24 protein-coding genes and 5 pseudogenes are annotated in these 22,811 nt (G+C 59.3%); 17 read left to right on the top strand and 12 right to left on the bottom strand.

Translation table 11 applies throughout. The features are described from left to right. Positions 1 to 193: 193 nt before the first annotated feature. Both NDN16_RS18570 and NDN16_RS18575 read right to left on the bottom strand, forming a co-directional pair. A complete protein-coding gene (locus NDN16_RS18570) occupies positions 194 to 1,168 on the bottom strand; it encodes a bile acid:sodium symporter family protein (RefSeq protein ID WP_251114952.1) in 975 nt (324 codons plus the stop codon). 11 nt (positions 1,169 to 1,179) lie between these two features. After that, positions 1,180 to 1,545 carry an ArsR/SmtB family transcription factor gene (locus NDN16_RS18575; RefSeq protein WP_251114953.1) on the bottom strand — a complete coding sequence of 122 codons (366 nt, stop codon included), beginning with the start codon at positions 1,543 to 1,545 and terminating at the stop codon, positions 1,180 to 1,182. Positions 1,546 to 2,081: 536 nt separating this feature from the next. On the opposite strand from NDN16_RS18575, the gene NDN16_RS18580 reads away from it, so the two are divergent. Beyond that, entirely contained in the window at positions 2,082 to 2,987 is a 906-nt protein-coding gene (locus NDN16_RS18580; protein WP_251114954.1) for an MBL fold metallo-hydrolase, read from the top strand. Here NDN16_RS18580 and NDN16_RS21160 read toward each other — a convergent pair whose 3' ends face one another. After that, entirely contained in the window at positions 2,988 to 3,242 is a 255-nt protein-coding gene (locus NDN16_RS21160; RefSeq protein WP_353050235.1) for a MerR family DNA-binding protein, read from the bottom strand. Between the two features lie 621 nt (positions 3,243 to 3,863). Here NDN16_RS21160 and NDN16_RS18585 point away from each other — a divergent pair. The 3 genes and pseudogenes from NDN16_RS18585 to cydB all read left to right on the top strand — a co-directional run. Further along, positions 3,864 to 4,190 (top strand): annotated as a pseudogene (locus tag NDN16_RS18585) (transposase); the annotation flags it as partial. Between the two features lie 114 nt (positions 4,191 to 4,304). Further along, positions 4,305 to 5,711, top strand: coding sequence for a cytochrome ubiquinol oxidase subunit I (locus NDN16_RS18590; protein WP_251114955.1), 1,407 nt, complete (start codon positions 4,305 to 4,307; stop codon positions 5,709 to 5,711). Next, on the top strand, positions 5,708 to 6,718 hold the full coding sequence (gene cydB, locus NDN16_RS18595) for a cytochrome d ubiquinol oxidase subunit II (protein ID WP_251114956.1): 1,011 nt from the start codon (positions 5,708 to 5,710) through the stop codon (positions 6,716 to 6,718). Before NDN16_RS18590 ends, cydB begins: the two co-directional genes overlap by 4 nt. 420 nt (positions 6,719 to 7,138) lie before the next feature. Here the strand turns inward: cydB and NDN16_RS18600 are convergent. Continuing rightward, a pseudogene (locus NDN16_RS18600) lies at positions 7,139 to 8,243 on the bottom strand (IS3 family transposase). A gap of 116 nt (positions 8,244 to 8,359) precedes the next feature. Here NDN16_RS18600 and NDN16_RS21165 point away from each other — a divergent pair. The 3 genes from NDN16_RS21165 (at position 8,360) to NDN16_RS18610 (ending at position 9,676) form a co-directional block, all read left to right on the top strand. After that, positions 8,360 to 8,641, top strand: a complete 282-nt coding sequence (locus NDN16_RS21165; protein WP_353050234.1) for a MerR family DNA-binding protein — start codon at positions 8,360 to 8,362, stop codon at positions 8,639 to 8,641. A gap of 25 nt (positions 8,642 to 8,666) precedes the next feature. Next, complete coding sequence (locus NDN16_RS18605) at positions 8,667 to 9,206, top strand: copper chaperone PCu(A)C (RefSeq protein ID WP_285292831.1); 540 nt, start codon at positions 8,667 to 8,669, stop codon at positions 9,204 to 9,206. Positions 9,207 to 9,439: 233 nt separating this feature from the next. Then, positions 9,440 to 9,676: a hypothetical protein gene (locus tag NDN16_RS18610; protein ID WP_251114958.1), complete on the top strand. Its 237-nt coding sequence runs from the start codon at positions 9,440 to 9,442 to the stop codon at positions 9,674 to 9,676. Between the two features lie 98 nt (positions 9,677 to 9,774). On the opposite strand, the pseudogene NDN16_RS18615 reads toward NDN16_RS18610, so the two are convergent. The 5 genes and pseudogenes from NDN16_RS18615 to NDN16_RS18635 all read right to left on the bottom strand — a co-directional run. Then, positions 9,775 to 10,252: pseudogene (locus NDN16_RS18615) on the bottom strand (transposase family protein); the annotation flags it as partial. 845 nt (positions 10,253 to 11,097) lie between these two features. Next, positions 11,098 to 11,568 carry a hypothetical protein gene (locus tag NDN16_RS18620; RefSeq protein ID WP_251114959.1) on the bottom strand — a complete coding sequence of 157 codons (471 nt, stop codon included), beginning with the start codon at positions 11,566 to 11,568 and terminating at the stop codon, positions 11,098 to 11,100. Next, positions 11,565 to 12,017, bottom strand: a complete 453-nt coding sequence (locus NDN16_RS18625) for a hypothetical protein (protein WP_251114960.1) — start codon at positions 12,015 to 12,017, stop codon at positions 11,565 to 11,567. Before NDN16_RS18625 ends, NDN16_RS18620 begins: the two co-directional genes overlap by 4 nt. Next, the gene (locus tag NDN16_RS18630; protein WP_251114961.1) at positions 12,018 to 12,530 is read right to left on the bottom strand and encodes a hypothetical protein; all 513 of its coding nucleotides are present in this window, start codon (positions 12,528 to 12,530) and stop codon (positions 12,018 to 12,020) included. It abuts the gene before it with no gap. Further along, positions 12,530 to 13,252, bottom strand: a complete 723-nt coding sequence (locus NDN16_RS18635) for a hypothetical protein (RefSeq protein WP_251114962.1) — start codon at positions 13,250 to 13,252, stop codon at positions 12,530 to 12,532. Before NDN16_RS18635 ends, NDN16_RS18630 begins: the two co-directional genes overlap by 1 nt. Positions 13,253 to 13,467: 215 nt before the next feature. Here NDN16_RS18635 and NDN16_RS21210 point away from each other — a divergent pair, with 215 nt between their 5' ends. The 9 genes and pseudogenes from NDN16_RS21210 to NDN16_RS18670 all read left to right on the top strand — a co-directional run bounded on the left by NDN16_RS21210 (position 13,468) and on the right by NDN16_RS18670 (position 19,313). Beyond that, positions 13,468 to 13,647: a hypothetical protein gene (locus NDN16_RS21210; RefSeq protein ID WP_435301129.1), complete on the top strand. Its 180-nt coding sequence runs from the start codon at positions 13,468 to 13,470 to the stop codon at positions 13,645 to 13,647. A 43-nt stretch (positions 13,648 to 13,690) separates the two neighbouring features. Further along, positions 13,691 to 13,861 carry a hypothetical protein gene (locus tag NDN16_RS21215; protein ID WP_435301130.1) on the top strand — a complete coding sequence of 57 codons (171 nt, stop codon included), beginning with the start codon at positions 13,691 to 13,693 and terminating at the stop codon, positions 13,859 to 13,861. A gap of 72 nt (positions 13,862 to 13,933) precedes the next feature. Continuing rightward, positions 13,934 to 14,347 (top strand): annotated as a pseudogene (locus tag NDN16_RS21170) (EamA family transporter); the annotation flags it as partial. Between the two features lie 172 nt (positions 14,348 to 14,519). After that, on the top strand, positions 14,520 to 14,918 hold the full coding sequence (locus tag NDN16_RS18645; RefSeq protein ID WP_251114963.1) for a hypothetical protein: 399 nt from the start codon (positions 14,520 to 14,522) through the stop codon (positions 14,916 to 14,918). A gap of 184 nt (positions 14,919 to 15,102) precedes the next feature. Then, on the top strand, positions 15,103 to 15,429 hold the full coding sequence (locus NDN16_RS18650; RefSeq protein WP_251114964.1) for a hypothetical protein: 327 nt from the start codon (positions 15,103 to 15,105) through the stop codon (positions 15,427 to 15,429). A gap of 191 nt (positions 15,430 to 15,620) precedes the next feature. Next, a complete protein-coding gene (locus NDN16_RS18655) occupies positions 15,621 to 16,877 on the top strand; it encodes a cytochrome b (RefSeq protein ID WP_251114965.1) in 1,257 nt (418 codons plus the stop codon). 28 nt (positions 16,878 to 16,905) lie between these two features. Continuing rightward, complete coding sequence (lspA, locus tag NDN16_RS18660) at positions 16,906 to 17,439, top strand: signal peptidase II (protein ID WP_251114966.1); 534 nt, start codon at positions 16,906 to 16,908, stop codon at positions 17,437 to 17,439. Between the two features lie 80 nt (positions 17,440 to 17,519). After that, on the top strand, positions 17,520 to 18,512 hold the full coding sequence (locus tag NDN16_RS18665; RefSeq protein ID WP_251114967.1) for a L,D-transpeptidase family protein: 993 nt from the start codon (positions 17,520 to 17,522) through the stop codon (positions 18,510 to 18,512). 78 nt (positions 18,513 to 18,590) lie between these two features. Beyond that, positions 18,591 to 19,313 carry a L,D-transpeptidase gene (locus NDN16_RS18670; RefSeq protein ID WP_251114968.1) on the top strand — a complete coding sequence of 241 codons (723 nt, stop codon included), beginning with the start codon at positions 18,591 to 18,593 and terminating at the stop codon, positions 19,311 to 19,313. Between the two features lie 103 nt (positions 19,314 to 19,416). Here the strand turns inward: NDN16_RS18670 and mntR are convergent, their stop codons facing one another. Continuing rightward, on the bottom strand, positions 19,417 to 19,848 hold the full coding sequence (gene mntR, locus NDN16_RS18675; protein WP_251114969.1) for a manganese-binding transcriptional regulator MntR: 432 nt from the start codon (positions 19,846 to 19,848) through the stop codon (positions 19,417 to 19,419). A gap of 141 nt (positions 19,849 to 19,989) precedes the next feature. Between mntR and NDN16_RS18680 the strand changes: the two genes are divergently transcribed. Then, complete coding sequence (locus NDN16_RS18680) at positions 19,990 to 21,339, top strand: Nramp family divalent metal transporter (RefSeq protein ID WP_251114970.1); 1,350 nt, start codon at positions 19,990 to 19,992, stop codon at positions 21,337 to 21,339. A 453-nt stretch (positions 21,340 to 21,792) separates the two neighbouring features. Here the strand turns inward: NDN16_RS18680 and NDN16_RS18685 are convergent. Further along, positions 21,793 to 21,924 (bottom strand): annotated as a pseudogene (locus NDN16_RS18685) (alpha/beta hydrolase family protein); the annotation flags it as partial. A 150-nt stretch (positions 21,925 to 22,074) separates the two neighbouring features. Further along, a complete protein-coding gene (locus NDN16_RS18690) occupies positions 22,075 to 22,806 on the bottom strand; it encodes a cytochrome c biogenesis CcdA family protein (RefSeq protein ID WP_251114971.1) in 732 nt (243 codons plus the stop codon). Between the last annotated feature and the right edge of the window lie 5 nt (positions 22,807 to 22,811).

A 22,811-nucleotide genomic window follows, 5' to 3' on the forward strand; every position in this document is an offset into this window, starting at 1 on the left:
CAGGACGGTCAGGCCTTTCGGCCGCACAGGCGATCGGCGGTGCCCATGCCACCGTCATTTTCGCGACCGGGGCCGTGGTCGGCGAGCATCTGGCGCGAACGAAGCGGTGGCGACCCTGCCGATCTCGGCCTTCGTCGTCGGCATGGCGGCAAGCACGCTTCCCGTTGGAACCGTCGCGACCCGCTTCGGGCGGTCAAGGGTGTTTCTGAGACGAAGATGCCGCCGAAGTGGCCTCGTTGGTGATGTCGCTGCGTGCGGCGAGGAACTTTGCCGCAACCGGCGACGTAATCATTTGGATAACGGCGAAGAACGCCGCAGGGACTGCAATCTCCGTAGGAAGTCCCGAACTTACAACAAAGGCCGCCGCGATCGAGAACTCTTTTTTGCTCGTCGTGAATAGGTAAGCGATCAACTCGCCACGATCGGCCGTGAATACTCGCGCTACCAAAGCGAGAGCGTAGCCGGTGAGGTTGAGGGTCAATGCAGCAAGGGCAATGACGACGGCATACCAGCCGTAGCCGAGGATGGTTTCGGCGTTCGGGCCGATGACGGCAACCAGCAGCAGTAGGTACAGGACCGATCCAAGCGACGGGTAGACGGCATCACAGCGACCAATGGTTTGAGGAAAGCGCGTGCGGAGGAAAACTCCGGCAATCGTCGGGATCAACACCACGAGAACCAGTTCGAGGACAACGGCGCCGACCGGAACCTGTAGCTCGATGCCCGTCAGGGCAAGGAACAGGAATGGGACGATGAACGGCGATAGCGCTGTATTCACGGCGTTCAGCACCGCCGCCAGCGCCACGTTACCCTTCGCGAGGAGCACCAGCAGCGGAGCGGACACGTCGGTCGGGAGCGTTCCAACAAGTGTCTGACCGGCGGCGAGGTTGCCGGTTCCGAAGAAAAGGCGGCCTGTCAGCCAACCCGCTATCGACATCGGCCCATAAACCAGCGCCAAGGCCCAAACTTGCCGTTCCGGCTTCCGGAAGACGATTTTCACAGCATGGGCGTCGAAGGTCAGGCTGATGACGAACATAAGGGCTGCGAGGAGCGGGCTGATACCGGCTTCGAGGGCGAACCCGATCGAAGGGACGGCAAGGCCAAAGATGGCGGTCGCGATTGCCAGCGACAGGAGGTTGTTCTCGACAAAGTCGAAGGCTCTTTGCACGGTTCTTGTCCTCACCCGCAGCGCGGCGGGCCATTAGGACGGCCCGTGCATTGGGCGAACAGGGCAATCGCCTTGTCGCAATAGGCGCAGTGCCCCTCGCAGCAATCGTGCATGAGGAAGGCGACGAGATCTGAGAGAGCGGGAAAGTTGGCGCTGTAGATGATCGACTTGCCTTCTCGCCGGCTAAAGACGAGACCCGCATTGTCGAGCTCCTTGAGGTGAAACGAGACGCGCGACGGCAGGGCATCATCTAGCGCAGTAGCAATCGCACCCGCAGCCATCCCATTAGCGCCGACAACGATCAGCATCCGGACGATACGGAGCCGATCTAGGTGAGCGACTGCGGCAAAGCCAGCGAGTGCGGAAGTTTCATCCAAAACAGTTCAACATTTCATGCTTCGTTGAACCGTCAATGGCATATGGTGGGTACTGTGGCAACCATATCTGTTCGTTGACGTTCGTCTACCGGGCGAATTCACAACACGGGGCCTAGCCGGTGATCCTTCGCTTCCGCGCTGGGGTCGACTGTCCGTTTGAGTAGTCCGGTCAAGATTCTCTCTAATGGGCGTTTAACTGACAGGTGCGCTTTGGGTATGGACTACAGGGTCGCCGCCGGCGCCAAGCCGAAGGCACAGCGAGAGCAAAGGCCGCCGGGCTTTATAAAGGCCCAGATCACGACCGCAACTGGTTACACTTGGACTCTGCTCGCTAAACTCGCCCACGAACAGCAAGATCAGGCCCAGCCGGCAGCACTCATCTGACTAGTCATGCCGACGCCAGCGCAATGATCGTTCTGGACCAGAACGGTATTGGACCCCTCTACGCTCTGTAAAACGTCTTGCTACTCTAGTGGCTAGAGGAGGTAGAGGTCTGCTGACCTGATTGGACAACCAACTCTGCAAGCGAGGATTCCGTGCCGCTACTTCCCGACGTCAAAGGCTTCTACGATCCGCGAACGTTCTCGATCCAGTACGTCGTCACGTGTCCCGAAACGCTGAGCTGCGCCATCATCGATCCGGTTCTCGACTTCGACGAGAAGTCCGGTTCGACGGCGACGTCGCAGGCCGACGCAATCCTCGATCACGTTGCTCACAAGGGATTGCAGGTCGAATGGATTCTCGACACCCATCCGCATGCTGACCATTTTTCTGCCGCGAGCTATCTTCGCGAACGCACCCAAGCGCCGATTGCGATCGGCGAGCGGATCGTCGACGTTCAACGGCTCTGGAAGGACATTTACGACTGGTCAGAGCTTGTCGCCGACGGCTCGCAATGGGACCGACTTTTCAGTGAGGGCGAAGACTTCTCCATCGGCAATCTCAAGGGGGCAGTCCGTCATTCGCCCGGCCACACGCTTGCTTCGGTTAGCTACGTCATCGGGGATGCGGCGTTCATTCACGACACGCTGTTCATGCCCGACAGCGGCTCCGCACGGGCGGATTTTCCGGGCGGGAGCGCCGCTTCTCTCTGGCAATCGGTGCAGGACATCCTGTCCCTTCCGGATGCAATGCGCCTGTTCGTCGGGCACGACTATCAGCCCGATGGCCGCGAGCCGCGATGGGAAACCACCGTCGCCGAGCAACGAGAAACCAATATCCATCTTCGCCAAGCCGCGACGGAGGCCGAGTTCGTTGCTCTACGCGAAGGGCGCGATCTAACACTGCCGCTGCCGAAGCTCATGCTGGCAGCGCTTCAGGTGAATTTGCGGGGTGGACGCCTTCCAGAGCCGGAAGACGGTGGCAGGAGATTCCTCAAGATCCCCCTGGACGCATTCCCTGAAGCAGCTTGGGACCAAACAATAGCGCCTCACACGACGTGATCATCCCGTGACCTGTAATGGGTGCCGCCCCCAAATCCTAGCGACCGGCAACAGGATTGAAGAGCCGACGTGCGAACTATCAGTGTTATTTTGTGACCGTATGCAGGAGTCGATGTCGTCACGATGCGTCCGCACAATCTGATCGATAACAGCGCAGGGTTCGTCCCGTTGTTCGGAAAGCTCCAGCATAACGACAATGCTCGCCAAAGGCAGACCAAGCGCTCGCGCACGTCGAATAAATTGAAGCCGCTTGATGTGTTCCGGGCTTTATGTGCGAACCCGGTTAGGCGCGAGATGCGGAGCGAAGAGGTCGGCGTACTCCATGGTATCCAACGCGCGGGAGATGTCAGACGGGCGAAGCCAAAGCTTCATGATCTCCTCCGCCGATCGCGTCGGACCGCCGTTGCCCGGATGGGCCGGAGCCGCCAAGACAAACCCTCGATGCGCCAGGGGAGCGGCGATCCAGCTCATCGCCTCGGCCTGTCCCGCCAACCGCACCGTGGGACAGAAGCACAAGCGGGAAGCGGACTTCCGCAATCGGTGCACCCCACTGCGCAGGAGTACCAGTGAAGAACGGCGTGTCTCCCAGCACGAACTCGCTGCCGCCAGCCGCGCTCCAACGACGGAACCTCCATCTTGCGCACGCCGACCCCAACCTGCGCGCCGACGGCCATTGGCGCATGGAAAGCAAGGAGTGCGACGGTTCCCATCACCGCCAAGACCTGATCCCGAACCCTCATCACCGTTCCCTTCCATTCAGATGCTGGCGATGGACGGACCCTGCCGTCGCGCCGAAGCGAATCGGGATTGGGTCACCACGGGAAGATGGCGGATCGAAGGGACGGCCGAAGGTCCGATTCAGTCATGGATGTGTTGGGTCAAGCTGGCGACGCGCCCATGGCGGCCAAGCTGCTCGATACCGTCGCTTCCGGTGCGACCGTGATCGTGGACAGGGCCTACGACACGGATGGCATCCGGGCCTTCGTGGCTGCGCGCGGTGCTTGGGTCAACATCCCGCCGCGCTCGATACGCAAGGGCACCTTCGTCTTCAGCCGCTGGGTCTATCGTCAACGCAACCTCGTCGAGCGCTTCTTTAACCGCCTCAAGCAGATGCGTGGCCTAGCTACCCGCTACGGCCGAAGGGCCGACAACTTCCTCACAGCCATCAAGCTCGCCGCCGTCCGAATCTGGATCAACGCGTAACGAGTCCGCTGCCTAGGTCAAACCGTCCAATGTCGCCCGTGACAAGACAGGCTTATGTCTTTGCCGGCCCATGCGCTCCTTTTGGTGGGATGCAAGCTTAAAGCGAGATAACGAATGTTCGAAGATGTCGATGCCATCCTGTTGGCACGAATCCAGTTCGCCTTCACAGTCAGCTTCCACTTCATCTTCCCAGCGTTTTCAATCGGGCTTGCGAGCTTTCTCGCAGTTCTCGAGGCGATGTGGCTGAAAACCGGCAAAGACCTCTACCTCGAGCTCTTCCGCTACTGGGTAAAAATCTTCGCAATCACCTTCGCCATGGGTGTCGTCTCCGGCATCGTCATGTCCTATCAGTTCGGATCGAACTGGGCGGTGTTCTCGGACCGGGCCGGTCCGGTGATTGGACCGCTTATGGCCTACGAGGTGCTAACAGCATTCTTCCTTGAGGCCGGGTTCCTCGGCGTCATGCTCTTTGGTATGAACAAGGTTGGTAAGGGCCTTCATTTTGCCTCGACGCTAGCGGTCGCTATCGGCACCCTAATCTCAGCGACGTGGATCCTTTCGGTCAACAGCTGGATGCAGACCCCTGTCGGCTTTGGTGTCAACGAGGCCGGGCAGTTTGTCCCAGAAGATTGGTGGGCTATCGTCTTCAACCCTAGTTTTCCTTATCGCCTCGTCCACACCGTCATCGCCGCGTTCCTGACAACGTCGTTCATCGTAGCGGCAGTTGGAGCATGGCATCTTCTGAAAAACCGTTCCGACCGCCATGCCCGGAAGATGTTTTCAATGGCCATGGGTCTAATCGTCGTTCTCGCGCCCGCGCAAATCTTCGCGGGCGACATGCACGGGCTGAACACGCTTGAGTACCAGCCTGCGAAGGTGATGGCAATGGAAGGACACTTCCAGAGCCATCCTAATGGCGCGCCTCTCGTGCTCTTCGGTATTCCTAACAGTGCCGAGCAACGGATCGACTACGCCGTCGAGATCCCCAAGCTCTCGTCGCTTATCCTTAAGCACGACTTAAACGCTCCGCTGGACGGGCTCGACACTGTGCCGATCGAGGACCAGCCTCCGGTCGGCATCGTCTTCTGGTCGTTCCGCGTCATGGTAGCCATTGGCATGGCAATGCTCGGCATGGGAGCTTGGGGCCTATACGCTCGCTGGCGTGGACGGATGTACGACTGGACTCTGCTGCATCGTGCGACGGTCTTTATGGGGCCCTCGGGTTTGATCGCCGTCCTTGCCGGCTGGATCACGACCGAGGTTGGTCGGCAGCCGTTCACAGTCTACGGGTTGATGCGCACTGCAGAGAGCGCGTCTCCCCTGTCAGCCCCTGCCGTTGGTGCTTCGCTCGTCGCGTTCATCGTCGTTTACTTCACCGTGTTCGGCTTCGGCACCTGGTACATCCTGCGCCTAATGCGAAAGGGCGCACACCAGGGCGAACCTTCACTGTCGGCGAACGCGCCCATCCGAACCGCGGGAATTACCCCCGGCCCCGCGACACAGATGGAGAACGCCCAATGAACGACTTCGCTTTCGACCTCACGGTCATCTGGGCGTTCATCATAGCGTTTGCGGTATTCGCCTATGTCGTCATGGACGGCTTCGACCTTGGCATCGGCATCCTGTTCCCGGCTTTCGCCGTCGGCGATGAGCGAGACAAGGCGATGAACTCCATCGCGCCGGTGTGGGACGGCAACGAGACCTGGTTGGTGATGGGAGGTGGTGGGCTCTTCGCGGCCTTCCCCCTCGCCTACGGGATCGTTATGACTGCTCTCTACCCACCGATCATCGCAATGCTGCTTGCTCTGGTGTTCAGGGGTGTTGCCTTTGAGGCTCGCTGGCGCGACCCGGGGCATAGACGCTGGTGGGATATAGCCTTCACCGGAGGCTCCATCGTCGCAGCCTTTTCGCAAGGAATCATCTTGGGTGCATTGCTGCAGGGGGTGGCGATCGAGAATCGCGCCTACGCGGGCGGCTGGCTCGACTGGCTGACTCCGTTCAGTCTGATTACAGGAGTGAGCGTCGTGTGCGGCTACGCTCTTCTCGGTGCTACATGGCTGATCTGGAAGACGGGAGGCGGTACGCAACGGCATGCCTACCGGCTAGCCTGGAAGGCGGGAGCCTGTACCTTCATTGCCATCGGCGTTGTCAGCATCGCCACCCTGACCCTCGACTATCAGTATAGAGATAAGTGGCTGAGCTACCCCACCATCCTCCTAACGGCGCAGGTTCCGCTAATGACCGCAATTCTTGCTTTCGCCTTGCAGCGGTCCCTGTGGAGGAAACGCGAGGTACGGCCGTTCTTCCTTACCCTAGCGCTGTTCCTGCTGACCTTTGTAGGTCTCGGTGTCAGCATGTTCCCTTACATTGTCCCGGACACGTTGACGATCTGGGATGCGGCATCGCCACCCTCCAGTCAGCTGTTTATGCTCGTTGGCACAGCCGTTCTTATTCCGATCATTCTTGCCTACACTGCGTTCTCCTACTGGGTGTTCCGAGGCAAGGTCGAAGCGGACGGATACCATTGATGGATGCAAACAGACCTGGTCCACTCTGGCATCGCCTCCTCTGGCTCGCCGCGATATGGATGGCGAGCTTGGCAGTCGTCTTGATCGTTGCGCTCGTTATTAGGTATTGGTTGGCGCCCTGACGTGAACCTGTGTTTGGTTCACCATCAGGGTCTTCTTGATACCCAGTTGCCGACGTTCGAATGCAGCTCCAAAGCCGTCTGCCATTAGCGGACGAGGTCCTGGCCATCTGTAATGTCGACCCTTGCCGCGCAGTGATTAACAGAAGTGGACTATTTCAAGATCACAAATCGGCATTAACTGCCGGTGTAAACGCTATACCGTTAATGAGATGAGCTGCATTGAAACCGATCGTGGGCAGGGCACCAAATTGGCCGCAGGGTTCGAGAGCCAGTGGTCTGCCCCGTTAGGTGGCCCGGTTCAAATCTGATGCATGGTGGGCTTTGCGGCCACGGTTGAGATGGCCGGCGTAGCGGGTTGGATTGGCGCAGCCGGCCACAGCATAGCGGTCGGTCCTGGCGGTCGGTATCCGAGGGCGGAGTGTGGGCGCTGGGTATTGTAGTGCTGTCGCCAGCCTTCGATGACGATCCGAGCCTCGGCGAGGCTGTAGAACAGCTCGCCGTTCAAAAGCTCGTCGCGGAGCCGGGCATTGAAGCTCTCGCAATAGCCATTCTCCCAAGGAATGCCGGGCTCGATGAACGCCGTCTTCGCTCCGGGCACGCCGCGTAGGATGAACAGGTCGGACATGACGTCGATGACCTCCGTAGATCTAAGCTTCCGGTCGATCCGGATCGCGATGCATTCCCGGGTGAACTCGTCGATCACGTTCAACATTCGGAGCTTCCGCCCGTTGTGGGTGCGATCCTCGACGAAGTCGTAGGACCAGACATAGTTGGGATATTCTGGCCGAAGCCGGCTGCACGAGCCGTCGTTCAGCCAGAACCGACTTCTCTTGGGCTGCTTGGCCGGCACCTTCAGACCTTCCTGGCGCCAGATCCGTTCGACGCGCTTCAGGTTGACCAGCCAACCCTCATCTTGCAGCAGAGCCGTGATCCGCCTGTAGCCATACGGTCATACTGCGTCGCCAGCTCGATGATGTCGGCCGTCAGCGACGCGTCGTCAGCTCGCCCCTTCGGCACCTTGCGCTGCGTTGACCAGTGCTGCCCCAGAACCCGGCACGCCAACCGCTCCGACACACCAAACTTCAGAACGGTGTGGTTGATGCAGCGACGGCGACGAGCGGGGCTCACCAGCTTCCCAAGGCGGCCTCCTGCAGGATCAGCTTCTCGAGCGTCAGATCCGAGACCGCCTTGCGCAACCGCTCGTTCTCTTTCTCGAGATCCTTTAGTCGCTTCACCTGGTCGGACTTCAGCCCACCAAACTCCTTGCGCCACCGGCAATACGTGAACGGCGTCACGCTGATCGTGCGGATCGCCTCCGTCACCGGGCGGCCCTGCGAGAGCAACACGTCAACCTGCCGAAGCTTGGCGACGATCTCCTCGGGCTTGTGCTTCTTCTGCGGCATTCCTGGCATCCACCATCGGCTCAAAAGCCTACTTCAGGAAAGACCACTTTTCAGGGGGGGCAGACCACACGAGAACTTGGCTTTGAGATCGGTCAATCTAGGGAACTGCTCGCGTTGTGCGGAGCGGCGGATCGTTCTTGCGAGNTTTTCAGGGGGGGCAGACCACACGAGAACTTGGCTTTGAGATCGGTCAATCTAGGGAACTGCTCGCGTTGTGCGGAGCGGCGGATCGTTCTTGCGAGAATGCCGACCACATTGTAAAAACACGTATGACTGAAATTGAGTACAAGTTCGCCCACCCTACGGCGCTACGCGCTGAAATTGCCCAGATGAGCAAATGCCAGTGGCAATTGCAGTGTGACGGAAGTGCGTGGCGATCATGCAGAATGCATTCCTAAAACGCACTGAACCTCGAATCTGCAGATGATAGTTCGCCTTGTCAAAACGGCCCTTCTCGCTGCCCTTATGACTAGTACTGCTGCAGCACAAAGCTCGTCAGAGGCACAAACGAAAAGCCTCGTTCCCGAGAAAGCGGTTATTATAATTTCGCCTCAGGACTCGGGAGAAGGACTTGAGGGATATCTCGTGGTATGGAACGGTACAACGTCGGCGGCGCTGCTCACGAACGTCGAGAGCGAGGCCTTCAGTGACGTTGGGTTTGCCCAGAGCTCCCGCACCGGCGATCACATAGCCAAAATTGAACTTTCAAATGTTTTGATCCCGGCCCATTCCGAACTAGTGATGCTGCAAAGAGGGGTCCATCTGCACTTGACGCCAAATCGTCCGATGGCTTTGGGCGACGTATTCATATTACGGCTAGCTTTTGCAGATGGGTCTACGCGCTCGGTATCCGGCACCGTGCAAGCGGAAGGGCAAGCTGACGATATTCATCATCACGATCCGTTGCGGCCCGAATGGCTCCGCGTACTCAATGAGAGCGCAGGGAAGGAAGAGGAGACCTGACTTCTTCGGCCCGCCGCAATTGCTCATACCACCCATATTGGTGGTTACCGTTTCGAGGCCCTTGCTAACGCTGCGAGGAGCGCAAGTAAGCAAGGACAGCGAGCCCTGCAAGGAAAAGCGCCCATAGGGCCACAAGGATTTGCCCCAAGGTGCTGAACACCAAAGACGCACCGACTACCAATTCCATTAGCCTAGTGAAGATATAGCCTGACGCGATACCGATCAAAAGACCGATGAAAGCATATATCGCACAGCAGATCGTGATCTCGGCCGCCCTCGCGATGGCGTTCATTCTGTTCTCCCAATTGCCTCTCAGCGGTACGCCCGTTTTCTACACCCTCAAGTGGCTAGAGGTGCAAGCCTACTTTTGTATTTATTTGATTTTGTCCTTCACATTGCAACAACGGCTGTCGTTGGTACCGACCAACCATATTATGTTGAGAAAGTGCGGGAACGACGAGCCATTTTGATGCCATGCTGCACAGTTGGATCGCCCTCCTCTAAGCGGCAATCCTAAATATTGCTGAGCGGGTTTGGTCGCTTGCTTCAGTGACGTTGCCCTCAGATTCTATCCAGTTTTGAGTTCGTTTCCGGCGGTGGTTTTGCCCTGCTGGGCGGGTGAAGCGGCGGGCGCTGGCGGGGAGCCGTTGGGGTAGCGCAGCGCGAGCGACCGTCGCGGGGTGAAAGTGCTGGCGAACTCGTGAGGTGTCTGCCAGGCGATCTGGGAGTGCGGCCGGGCAGTGTTATAGTTGGCACGCCAGAGGGCGGTTTCCGCGCGAGCCCGAGCCAGCGAGGTGAACAGGGTCTCGTTGAGCAGTTCGTCCCCGCAGCCGACCGTTGAAGCTATCGATGAAGGCGTTCTGCATCGGCTTGCCCGGCGCGATGTAATGCCACTCGACGCGGCTCTGATCGGCCCAGGCGAGGATGGCGTTCGAGGTGAACTCGCTGCTATTGTCGCTGACGCTCATCCTCGGCCGTCCCCTCTCTGCAACGAGCCCGTCCGGTTCGCGGGCGACCAGCATGCCCGACAGCGACGTGTCGGCGACCGCGTGAGTACGCGTCCGTCCTCTCCTTCATCTTCGACGCCGATCCGGACTTCGGCCCTTCAGATTGCTTCGTCGTTGGCTACTCGGCGTTCGGCGAGCTGGTGTGCTGGTCGGAACGACACGACGCGTTCAAGGTCGGTCTCTCCTCGCTGCGATTGATGTCGTCCAAACTAGCACCCTCGCCGCTCCTCTCGAGACCCGGTGCACCAAAACGCGAGCGAAGCACCTATCAGAACGTTCTGGCGCGTAACCTTCTACCGTTCCGGCCGGACAGCTACGAGGAATACGACGCCGACGGGGAGCCGATGTTCGCGCGATGCATGGCCGCGCTTGGAGCGCTTGAACGAGGGGAATGCTACGGTTTTTTCCCGGCCTCGGCGTCTGCCGATCCCTTCGGTCAGGCAAGATCCGTCGAAAGCGTCCGCCGCGTTCGCGCTAGAGCACTTCGTCATGCTTGCGCAACTCGGACCGGTCCATCCCACCCGTGTCGAGCGAGGCGTCCATCGTTCCGTTCGGCAGATTGGCTGAGCGGTACCATTGGCTACCGTTTCGACCCTTCCAAGGCATTCGCGGTCGTCCGCGGATATGCTGGAAGCAGACTTTCACTCTCCTTGCACGACCACGGCTACACGGTTCTCCGCTTCAGGATAAGCGAAGAAGTAGACGGAGTTGCCGGCAAACAGCTCGTAGCCGTCAGTCCGCGCTCGGCACCCTTCCGGTTCGAAGAAGCTGAACTCGATTTGGGGCGGCCCTCCGGCTCGCCTCGGGAGGACGAGGTTCTCCGCAATAGAAAAGGCGAACACACTCGCAGTTCGATCAGTCCAGGTGCCGGGCGTTTCGTCGCTTTAAAGCCATTCGGGGCACGGTCCCATCCGGCCGAAGATCGAACCAACCTTAGAATGCTCGTTGGTAACGAGCCGATGTGCCTCGACCGGCGACAGGAGGTCGGGACGGGGTTGCAGATCATCCTGCCCAAAGAGGTAGGCGCCATGAAGCGCCTGTTGCTCAACCAGTTGCTCCGGCGTCACCGGACCACGCGATAGCTCGCCGCACGACAGGGGCGGAACGACAAGGTCCTCGTTGACGCCGTCCAACGCCATGAACATCGCCATTGTGGATCGGTTGAGCAGGTGATGGGGCGGGAATGCAATCTGAAACAGGAATGCCATCGGCTCGCCCGTCAGGATGGAGCGCGGAACTTCGAAGTCGGTCGCCGGCCACAGAATGCCGCCGATCCGTCCGGGTGCGCGAAGCGCCTCCGCCGGGTCCGTCCTCTCGCCGATCTGGAGCAGCATCGATGTTCCCTTTCCGCTCACGTTGCGGCCTCGTAGGCGGCGCGCATGAGGATGGGCAATTCAGCCAGGAAGCGACCATCCTCCGCGAAGAGGGGCAGGAGCACCCAGCCGTCACCGAGTTCACCGCGATCGACGGCGCCTTGGGCGATCGCGTCAGCGACGCTGCCCTCCGGCATCCGCAGGCTAACCCCTTTCATGCCTTCCGCGAAGGCGAAGACCACGTTGTCGCGGTAGACAAAGACCGAGCGGAACGCTGACGGGTCGGCGCAGTAGATTGCGGCTTCCGGAAGCGGCCTGACGGATTGGAGGAGCAGCCCGCTCACGTCGCCATGCGCAGACCGGGGCATGGCGAAGGCCAGCGCCTTGCGGTTCACATCGTTCGAGAAGGCTTCCGGTAGGTCCAGCTCCTTCTTGTGCGATCGCTCATGCGCAACGCCATCACGCCAGAGCAGGCTCCACAGGCGCCGCATCTACAACGGGTCGTCGAAGCGGTAGATGATCGTCCGCAGGCAGTCGGCTCCAAATGCCGGGAAGCCGAATACCAGCCGCGCTGCGCCCTGTCGCCGCTCCAGCATCTCATCCGGGTCCATAGCATGCGGCGAAGGCGCGCCGACCCATTCCAAGTCCGGATAGGCGCGACGAACTTCGGCCTTCGGGATGCAAGGGGCTGCCTCGTGTTCGACGTTCATGATCAGGATCGGGCCTACCTTCGGTCGGTATCCGCGACGCGGGGAGCGCAACTCGATCTCGCGAAACGGGATCCCGTCTAAGAGGACGTCGGACGCAAAGCTTCTGGCGGAGTAGCGTCCGCCGTCGTCCTTGATGAGGTTCGCGCCGAAAGTCCTGTTGAAGGCGCGCGGGCTGGCGACGACGTCGGCACTCAAGCGACTCAAGAGCCTTTCGAGAGCCGGAACTGCGGGCCGCGCAGACGCCAGCTCTGCGGATCCAAGCAGCCCAATGACCACGATGGCGATGCGGCGCATCATTCCGTCGACGGTCGCGCTGTCGCCGAGGCGCGTTCAGGGAGTAGCTTGTCGAGAAACAGGCTGTCACTTTCCCTGCCGGCGATGTCGACGAGAATGCCAGAGAGGTCGTCGGTTCCGTCGTGCAGCCAGACTGCCGCAAAGCCCCCGTCGTCTCCCGTGCTGGCGATGAACATCGGGTGCCCGTTCGGAGGGACCTCCAGCCAGCGAGCGTAGTGCGGCCGCTCCTGAATGAAGGGCAGGATCCACTCGAAGTTGTCGCCGCGCCCGGCGTCGAGTTCAATGTCGGTCAACCGCGTGAAGGCATCACCCGTCTCGCCGTCGCCGATCGCGAAACAGGCGGCATCGACGCCGAAGTCGAGGGATCGTCCCCGGGCAACGGGCGTCGTGCCGCGAGCCTCAAGCCAAACGAGGGCGTTGCGGTGTGCTTCGAACTCGCTCCGGTCAGGTCCCGCTTCAAGAACCCAGACGCGCAGGGCGTCGAGCTCGATTGTCGCGACACTCTCCATGTGGCCGTCGTGTCCGTTCGTCGGATCGCCGACGAAGATGCGACGGCTGGGAAGCCGGAGATCCCCGAGGTCTCGCCACACATGGTCGCGTTCTGATGCCGTGCGGAGCCAGGTCCGGGCATCGGGAGCCTCGGCGAGGTCCGACAATCGAGGTTGGTTGGAATGGACTGCGGCGGGTTCGGTGCGGCCGAACAACCTGTCGAACAAACTCATGGAAATACCCCTCCCGCTCGGTGCAGTTTGGTTCGACTGCCGATCGAAATCAACGGTAAGCCCGTCTCCCACCTCCTGCCCCTTTGACGCTTCCGCGTTCGACCCCTCCTGGCCGTTGCGAGCCGCAGTAGGTTCGCCCGGAAGCGGACAATGAATACGAGTCGCAATGAGCGTTCGCCAAGTCGTGCTTTCAGGCTGTTCGGGTTGGCGGGAAGTTGACCCTCCTTGCCGCCTTCGCCCGCCGAGCGATCGATTTCGCAGCCGAGGACCGGAAGCGCGTTGAGGACCAGCCAGGCTGGGTGTTCTTCGACCGCGGTTTGGTGGACGCCGCAGTGGCGCTTCAGCACGCGACAGGACACGTGGCGGCCGAAGTGCTGGCACCCTACGAACGCTAACCATCAAAGCGTCTTCCTGACGCCGCCGTGGCCCGAGATCTACGTGAACGACGTTGAGCGGCAACACGGTCTGGCAGAGGCGGTCGCCGAGTACGACCGGCTCATCATCGCCTATCGTGAACTCGGATACGAAACGGTCGTGCTGCCCAAGGTCGGGGTCACAGATCGAGCGGGCTCCATCCTGAGCCAGACCTTTCCACGACGTTGGTGTTGAGATTAGAGGATCCCAGAACCGAGGTGGGCAAGCGTGGTACCCTGCGTCAGGAGTACGCCGTGAGGGGACTGGATGGCAGCAACGCATCGTGGGCAGATCGGAATAGCGATCGCCTTGATCCTCATCTCTGTGTTTTTGCTTTCCAGTGCCGATGCCGTCGTGAAGTCCGTTTCAGCGGACTTTCCCCTTTGGCCGATCTATATTCCTCGATCCGTGTTCGCCGTTCCGATCCTGATCGGTCTCTCGGCCCGCTCCGGGATTGTTCAAGCTGCCCGGATTGTCCAGCCGTGGATCGCTCTGCGCTCGGTTCTTCTGACGGGCATGTGGATCGCCTACTACACCGCGCTCCCTCACATGGACCTGTCGATCGCGGCGACGGCGCTCCACACGACCCCGCTGTTCATCGCGGCGTTGTCGGCTGGATGGGGAAGCGAAGCCGTTTCTCGCCGAACGCTCCTCGGGATCGGCCTTGGGTTCGTGGGCGTCCTCGTTATCCTACGGCCGACAGGCAGCGACTTCTCGTTCTGGACTTTGCTGCCGATCCTGGGCGCCATGTTCTATGCAGGGGCGGCAGTGCTAACGCGAACGCGCTGCGCCAACGAAAGTCCCATCGTTCTGGCGCTTTCGCTCCATGGCTGTTTGCTGGCCGCAGGCGTGCTTGGCGGTCTCGTCGCAACCCTTCAACCGTTCGGCACATCCGATCCTTTCCTCTTCGGGGCTGGAGGTCGATGGAAGGGACGGACTGGTGCTGATGATTGGCTTGGGCTGCGTGATGGTTCTGGTCGCGCTGGGCGTTGTAAGGGCTTACGAGAGCGCGCCTCCGGCCATCGTGGGGACGTTCGACTATGCCTACCTCGTCTTCGCCGCCGTATGGGGCCTATCCTTCTTCGGGGAGCGGCTCAACACCTTCACGCTAATCGGCATCAGGCTGATCCTCGCCGCAGGCATGCTGTCGTGTCCCGTTCCGAACAGGGCGCAGGAATGGCAGCTCCGAGCCCTACGGCGGTCCGTTAGCGTATATCTGGATCCGTTATATGTGCTGACCCCAAGACGTTAGCAATGAATTTTCTGTCTCGGTTTTAAAGTATGTTGTCATTCAACGGATCGTCAGTTGGACGGAGTTGGGTGATCAGTTCACAATGCGCAAATTGCCCATTTCGATTGACTTTACATGTTGGCACCGACACAAACGCCAAGCGCCTCGGTCGCATACCAATCTGCTATGATCTAAAAAAGGTACGATGAAGCTAATTGCCTGTCTCCTCCTCATCGCAGTCGGTATTGCGGCGGGCCTGACCGTCCACAAGCCATTAGCGACAGCTGTCGTGGGCGGGCAAGCGTCACAATCGACCGTCAGCGTCGCCGACGCCATAACGACCCAAAAAACAAGTCAGTCGCTGATAGACATTGACGTGGTTGACGGCGGACACTGCTTCTCTCAGGATTTTGTAGATGATAGCCGAGTTGCAGTGCGAATTCCGGTTGCCTTGATAGAGTGGATTGCGTCCAGCGACGGGATCAACGGACGTGAACCCTCCAGTATCGATCGCCCACCAAACCTGCTTTAGGACCCGCCAACGGCTTCAGCATCGATAGCGGGAGGGCATTCTTCCGTATCATGAACGTCGCGCGGAGTGAACCTTGCAGACGAACGTCCTTCAGACGGACCGTTCTCCATATTTTATAAGAGAATCAAGTCCAACCTCCGAGCGTCAACGCTACTAAAACTCGGATTACGCTTGGTCTCGCGGAGATAGCCATGAGCTCGAAACCATCGACATACATCCCGACGAGTGGAATTATGCGCTGGGTGGACACCCGCCTGCCTCTACCTAGGTTGATTTCGGATAGTTTTGTTACCTATCCAGTACCGCGCAATCTAAATTATGCCTATACCTTCGGCGGCATTCTGGCGCTCTTTCTTGTGATTCAGATACTGACGGGTGTGGTTCTCGCGATGCATTACGCTGCATCAAGCGAACTAGCCTTTAACTCAGTCGAACGCATAATGCGCGATGTGAATTGGGGCTGGCTCCTACGTTACATGCATGCCAACGGTGCCTCATTCTTCTTTATTGCTGTCTATTTGCATATTTTCCGCGGTCTTTATTATGGGTCGTACAAGGCGCCGCGCGAAATCCTCTGGATTCTTGGCGTCATCATCTTCCTCCTGATGATGGCAACGGCCTTTATGGGCTACGTTCTGCCCTGGGGCCAGATGTCCTTCTGGGGCGCGACGGTGATCACCGGCTTCTTCACCGCCTTCCCAGTGATTGGAGAGCCAATTCAGACCTTGCTGCTCGGCGGTTTCGCGGTGGACAACCCAACGCTCAACCGCTTCTTCGCGCTGCATTACCTGCTGCCCTTCATGATCGCGGGCGTCGTGGTGCTGCACGTTTGGGCGCTACACGTCACGGGGCAGACCAACCCAACGGGCGTCGAGGTTAAAACCCCGAAGGACACTGTGCCTTTCACGCCCTACGCAACCATTAAGGATGCATTTGCAACGGTAGCGTTTTTGGCTGTGTTTGCTTACTTTGTTTTCTATATGCCGAATTATCTCGGTCATCCGGATAATTATATACCGGCAAACTCGCTCTCAACGCCAGCAGAGATTGTACCCGAGTGGTATTTCCTGCCCTTTTACGCAATGCTGCGCGCCATCACCTTCAACATCGGCCCGATCGACTCCAAACTTGGCGGCGTACTGGTGATGTTCGGCTCGATTATCATCCTGTTCTTCCTGCCCTGGCTCGACACGTCCAAAGTCAAGTCGACGACCTATCGTCCTATCTATAAGGTCTTCTTCTGGATATTCGCGATCAACGCAATCTTTCTGGGCTGGCTCGGTTCACGCCCTGCCGAAGGCATTTACCCGCTACTGTCGCTGATAGGCACGATCTATTACTTCGGCCATTTTATGATCGTCTTGCCGGTCCTCGGTCTCATTGAGAAACCAAAAAAGTTGCCTGCCTCAATCACAGAAGCGGTGCTGGCGAAGAGCGCGAAGGTGTGATGACAATCGTTTGCAGGAATCCCTAGCAATGCGACACGTCCAACTTTTTGTTGTGATACTCGCAGCATTCGCCGCAGACCAAATCAGCAAGGCTGCGGCGCTCGTGCTGCTTGGATTGGGAACGCCAGTTGCGGTCTTCCCTGGTCTAAATTTTACGCTTGGCTTCAACGAAGGCGTTAGTTTCGGGATGTTGTCCGGAATAATGGAAGGCCGCCCCCTCACGTTGGCTGCCATCACCAGCGCCATAACTGTCTGGTTCGCCTTCATCGCCGTCAGGTCCTCGATCGGACTAGAGCGGTTTGGCTTCGCACTGATCGTTGGTGGCTCGTTAGGAAACATTTTCGACCGGCTACGGCAGGGGGCCGTCACGGATTTTCTGGATATCAACTGGAGTAACTGGCGTTGGCCGACTTTCAACATTGCCGATGTCGCCATCGTTGTAGGAGCCGTTGCGGTCCTCGCTTCTTTATGGCTGGGCAGGGCTAGGACTATGGGAACCACCTCAGTTGCAAGTGAAGCGGAAACGGCCGTTCCAAACCGCACCGATATCCCGAGTTCGTGAAAACTGTACCAAGAGATTATTAACCATGGATCTTCGATCCTGCCGTGCTCTCATACCACACCTTGCAAGGACACAGATCGATGATCGCCTTGGCGAAACTCTGTATCGTTCCCATCGCTCTGCTTCTTTCCGGGTGCGTGGCAAGTGTCCTCGACGTCGAGAATAAGGCAGCCCAGCCAATCTCGACGAAGCTACTCGCCGAGATGTCTAGGAAAGAGACGTCGCCTCGCAGTCCAATCCTCATCCGGATCTTCAAGCAGGAGAGCGAACTCGAGGTTTGGAAGCAGGATCGCAGCGGCAAGTACGCGCTACTCCGCACTTACCCAATGTGCCGTTGGTCCGGTAAGCTTGGGCCCAAGACACGAGATGGCGACCGCCAAGCTCCAGAAGGCTTCTACCACGTTAATGCGAGCATGCTAAACCCGGACTCGCAATACTACCTCTCGTTCAATCTCGGCTATCCTAACAAACTCGAACGCGCCAAGGGTTACACCGGAGACGCATTGATGGTGCACGGCGCTTGTTCGTCGTCCGGATGCTTCGCGATGACCGATGAGGGTGTGTCGGACATCTATGCCATGGCTCGGGAAGCACTCGGCGGCGGGCAGGCTTCGTTCCAGGTGCAGGCCTACCCATTCCGAATGACGGCGGCGAACATGGCCAAGCATTGGAATGACCCCAACTTCGAATTCTGGATGGATTTGAAGCGCGGCAACGACCTGTTCGAGACAACACGACGCGAACCAAAGGTGTCCTACTGTAGCTCGCGCTACGTTTTCGATCAAAACGTCACCGAACAGGACCCGCTTGCTGCTTGCCCCTCCGATCCAGCATCCCCTGCCTCACTCATTGCCGATAGGTTTGAAACTGAGAGCCGACGGATCCAAGCTTTGTCCTCTTCTGGTTCGCTCGCTGGCGCTCATGCCTACGCTGATGGCGGCATGCATCCTACTTTCCGCACTCTTCTGCAACGCGAAGGCGAGAAGTCGCTAGCGCGACGTACATCGACCACCTCGGTGCCGATCAGTCGCCCTGATGCAGCGCTCGCCGATCCACACTCGCCAACTGAGTAGCAACCGAAGCGTTCGATCCGTGGCATTTGGGTTTTCTATTGACCAATTCCTTGCGAAATGACCTGAAGGAACCAAGTTATGCTCCACATTCTCGAGGGATCATGCTCGACACGCCGGAAGTTCCTGGCCTTGGCGGGCGCCAGCGCCGGCTCGGTGCTGCTTAGCGGTTGCGTGCAAACGACGCTCGAGCCATCCGATGCGTCGGCGCAACCCGAACTGTCACCACTGGACCCCTATTATGTCAGCATGTACGCGGCCATGCCACAGGAGCGCTTCCCAATTCCGGCCGTGGATCTTCGACGCGTCGACAAGCGCTTCTACCGGCGGCTTGTCGACGATCCGACCGGTGAGCGGCCTGGAACCGTCGTCGTCGACACACAAAGCTATTACCTTTACCTCGTTCAACCGGAAGGTCAGGCGCTTCGATACGGCGTAGGTCTCGGTCGCCAAGGCTTTACCTGGTCAGGTGCAGGAGTCGTGCAGTTTAAGCGGGAGTGGCCGCGCTGGACTCCCCCCTCGGAGATGATCGCTCGTCAGCCGGAACTTGAGCGCTTCAGTGCTGAAAACGGTGGACAAGCCCCAGGTCTCGATAACCCGTTGGGTGCTCGAGCCCTCTACATTTTTCAAGACGGACGCGACACCCTCTATCGTCTCCATGGCACGCCCGAGTTCTGGACGATCGGGAAGGCAGTCTCCAGCGGATGCGTCCGTTTGATTAATCAAGACATTGTCGATCTATACGGACGAGTCTCGACGCCAACTCCCATCGTCGTGAGGGATGGATTGAATGGCGCCGTTTGAGAGCGTGCGCAGATTTCGACCTTCGGGCTTCCAAAGAACGCACCAAAGTTTCGACTTCCTGTGCATCGACCTTTAAATTGAGATGAGCGAACTCTCTTCGAGTTCAGAGCTTCTGAAGATAAGTCCGGAATGCCTGTAGGGTCTCCGGACTCACATGGTGTTCGATGCCTTCTGCATCGAGTTCAGCCGCCTCGGGTCCGACGCCAATCGCGATCAAGAAATCAAGCACGAGCTGATGACGCACCCGGACTTTGTCAGCCAGCGCCTTTCCGCGCGACGTCAAGAAGATAGACCGATAGGGCTCGCTCTCGACTAGCCCGTCACGTGCTAGTCGCTGGACCGTCCGTGCGACCGTTCCGTCCGATACGCCGAAATGCTTTGCCAAATCCGTCGCACGGGCCTCTCCCTGCTCTGCGATAAGGTCGTCGATTTGCTCGACGTAGTCCTCTGCAGTCGCGGACTGAGCTGCTTGCCGGACGCGATCAAAGCGCTGCGCGGTCGTCCAAGTTGCGTGCGGGTCCCTGCTCTTCGCCATTATCCACCTTCCCCGCGCTGCGATATCGATGGTGGGCTATCACGAACCACCCAAAGACACAAAGTTTGTCACTAGACAAACTCTATGCCATCGAACAACTTGTAGTGACGATGCTGGGAAACGCAGCAGCGACGAACTTGGATGAACTCGGTGGATGCGGCAAACAATAAGGGCTGGCGCAAGGGTCGCGGGGAGGGATCACTCTCGGATGTCCACGGTTCAATCGACGCGCGGCACGGGACACCGATGCGCAAGGCTTTCGCCTTCCTCGGCCCGGGCTACCTCGTTGCCGTCGGATACATGGATCCTGGTAATTGGGCGACTTCAATCGCAGGCGGCTCGGCCTTTGGCTATAGCCTTCTGGTTGTTGCTCTAATGTCAAACATCATGGCTGTTGTCTTGCAGTCCTTATGCGCCCGTCTAGCAATCGCGTCGGGGCGTGACCTCGCACAGGCATGCCGCGACGCCTACACACCTTTGGTTGCCTATGCATTGTGGTTCCTAGCCGAGGTCGCCATCATCGCCACCGATATCGCAGAGGTGATAGGCACGGCAATCGGGCTCAATCTCCTGTTCAGCGTTCCGCTCGAGATCGGTGTCTTAGTAACCTCGATCGACGTTTTTCTAATCCTCTACTTGCAAAAGCTCGGCTTTCGATGGGTCGAGGCGCTTATCGTGACGTTACTCGGGGTGATCGCAGTGTGCTTTGCAGTCCAAATCACCATGGTCGATCCGGACTGGGGTTCGGTGATCCGGGGTTTTGCGCCAACCACCGAGATCGTGACGAACCCGCAAATGCTCTATCTCGCGCTTGGCATCCTCGGCGCGACGGTGATGCCGCACAACCTCTATCTCCATTCGGGCATCGTGCAAACGCGCGCCTATGGCGAGACCGTGCCCGAGAAGCGATTGGCGTTGCGATACGCTACCCTCGACTCCACCATTGCCCTATGCTTCGCGTTGCTCGTGAACGCGTCAATTTTGATCCTGGCCGCTGGAGCCTTCCACGTCTCAGGACGGACTGAGATTGCCGAGCTCGGCGAGGCGCACAGCCTCCTGTCGCCAATTCTTGGTGCTGCGATTGCTCCAACCCTGTTCGGCATTGCGCTTCTTTGCTGCGGAATAAACTCTACAGTGACGGCAACGCTTGCGGGGCAGATCGTCATGGAGGGCTTTCTCGACATCAAGCTCGCACCATGGTTACGCCGTCTGATTACGCGCATTATCGCTATCGTGCCGGCAGTCTCCGTAACGATCTGGTTCGGTGATTCCGGCACTGCTAGGCTGCTTGTCATGACACAGGTGGTTCTCAGCCTGCAACTCTCCTTTGCAGTCTTCCCTCTGGTGTTTTTTACGATGAGCCACGCCAAGATGGGCGCTTTGGTGGCTCCGCGCTGGCTGTCAATTGCAGCGATATCTATCGCGGTGACGATTGCCCTGCTAAACGTCAAGCTACTGTCCGACTTTATCATTGGCGCGCTCGCCGGCTGACTGAGGAACGAAAACGGCACTGGGTGCAAGGCTGCGGCTATAATGGGGTCAGCACCTAGAACGGGCCCAGATATACGCTAAGGCTCGGTGCGGTTTCGCGTGAGAGCTGACGGACGGAGCGGTCGCAGACGACCGTTCCCCGCGCCCTCGGAGCACAGGTAGTCGCCGTTCAGGTTGATGTGCTGCCCACCGAGCGGGGACAGATGGGCAAGATGCTCGTCGCGCCGTGCGGTCAGAAGGGCGTCGCCGAGACGGGCCAGAAGGCGAACCTTGGCGTTGATCGTCCCGCGATCTCGCTTGAGGGTGGCTTCCACGCGCCGCTCGGCACGTCGAAACAGGCAAGCGACGATCCGATCGAACATGAGGACCGCATCGTCGGTGCGGGACGCGGCGACTTCCAGGACGGTTGCAACCAGAACGGCTTGGCGACGCGCGGGGCGGATTGCGGCAAGGGCGCACCCAGCCGCAAAGCGACGGGTTGCGAGCCTGCTCGTCGCAGTGGGCCGCCAGAAGCTGGGGGTCGAAGCGGGCTCCGGCCAGAGCCAGTGCCGTGCTGCCGCCCATGGAAAGGCCAAGGACGCCAAGGCACCTGCCCTCGCGTGTAGGGATCGGGAGGAGACCAGCACGCTGATACTCTAGCTCACCGTCTCGACCTTCGCTTCAGCCTGCTGGGCCAAGCGGCCAATCGTTAACGACATCGACGATGCACCTCGTTCCACGGAAGGACTAGTCGCGTCATCCGATCTGTCCGAACACGGGGAAACGCGCAAGCATCCAGAAGGCGAACCAGCTCAAAGTGCCCGTCATCATCGCAATACCCATCGCAATCATCACGAGCCCGGAGCCGATCTTGAGCGCGCGACCCGCCCTGCGCATCCCGCCCATCGCGCCGAGCAGCCCTTGTGTGAACATAGCGGCCAGAAAGAACGGGATGCCAAGGCCGAGCGAGTAAAGCGCCAAGAGGATGATGCCGTCGGTTGCGCTGGAGGAGACCGCACTGACGGTCAGGATCGCCCCGAGGATCGGCCCGATGCAGGGCGTCCAACCGAAGGCGAACGCCAGTCCGAGCAGGTAAGCACCGAACGGGCCATTGACCGCGACATCGCCGTGATAGCGCACATCGCGTTCGAGCCACGGCATGCGGACAGGGCCGGTGGTGACAATACCGAAGAAGACGATCAGCGCGCCGCCGATGATGTTCGCCTCGACGGTCCAGGTGCGGAGAACGCGGCTGAGGAGCGTCGCGCTGGCGCCGAGCGCCACGAAGATCGTCGCGAAGCCGAGAATAAAGCAAAGGCTGAGGGTGGCGGTGCGCAGCCGGCTGGGCTTCCCCATAGTCGCCACGCTGTTGCCGGCAATGAACGATACATAGCCGGGCACCAGCGGCAGGACACATGGCGATAGGAACGAGATCGCGCCGGCAGCGACTGCGGCCGCGATCGATATGTTCGCTATAGCGAAATCCATTCTCC

This window comes from Aureimonas altamirensis, assembly GCF_023702225.1.
In the GTDB taxonomy this organism is placed as follows: domain Bacteria; phylum Pseudomonadota; class Alphaproteobacteria; order Rhizobiales; family Rhizobiaceae; genus Aureimonas; species Aureimonas altamirensis_B.

Coding starts and splice junctions, on each gene's coding strand:
- NDN16_RS18590 (WP_251114955.1), top strand. CDS start 4,305: ATGTTCGAAGATGTCGATGCCATCCTGTTGGCACGAATCCAGTTCGCC.
- cydB (WP_251114956.1), top strand. CDS start 5,708: ATGAACGACTTCGCTTTCGACCTCACGGTCATCTGGGCGTTCATCATA.
- NDN16_RS18605 (WP_285292831.1), top strand. CDS start 8,667: ATGATAGTTCGCCTTGTCAAAACGGCCCTTCTCGCTGCCCTTATGACT.
- NDN16_RS18610 (WP_251114958.1), top strand. CDS start 9,440: ATGAAAGCATATATCGCACAGCAGATCGTGATCTCGGCCGCCCTCGCG.
- NDN16_RS18625 (WP_251114960.1), bottom strand. CDS start 12,017: ATGCGGCGCCTGTGGAGCCTGCTCTGGCGTGATGGCGTTGCGCATGAG.
- NDN16_RS18630 (WP_251114961.1), bottom strand. CDS start 12,530: ATGCGCCGCATCGCCATCGTGGTCATTGGGCTGCTTGGATCCGCAGAG.
- NDN16_RS18635 (WP_251114962.1), bottom strand. CDS start 13,252: ATGAGTTTGTTCGACAGGTTGTTCGGCCGCACCGAACCCGCCGCAGTC.
- NDN16_RS18650 (WP_251114964.1), top strand. CDS start 15,103: ATGAAGCTAATTGCCTGTCTCCTCCTCATCGCAGTCGGTATTGCGGCG.
- NDN16_RS18655 (WP_251114965.1), top strand. CDS start 15,621: ATGAGCTCGAAACCATCGACATACATCCCGACGAGTGGAATTATGCGC.
- lspA (WP_251114966.1), top strand. CDS start 16,906: ATGCGACACGTCCAACTTTTTGTTGTGATACTCGCAGCATTCGCCGCA.
- NDN16_RS18665 (WP_251114967.1), top strand. CDS start 17,520: ATGATCGCCTTGGCGAAACTCTGTATCGTTCCCATCGCTCTGCTTCTT.
- NDN16_RS18670 (WP_251114968.1), top strand. CDS start 18,591: ATGCTCCACATTCTCGAGGGATCATGCTCGACACGCCGGAAGTTCCTG.
- mntR (WP_251114969.1), bottom strand. CDS start 19,848: ATGGCGAAGAGCAGGGACCCGCACGCAACTTGGACGACCGCGCAGCGC.
- NDN16_RS18680 (WP_251114970.1), top strand. CDS start 19,990: ATGAACTCGGTGGATGCGGCAAACAATAAGGGCTGGCGCAAGGGTCGC.
- NDN16_RS18690 (WP_251114971.1), bottom strand. CDS start 22,806: ATGGATTTCGCTATAGCGAACATATCGATCGCGGCCGCAGTCGCTGCC.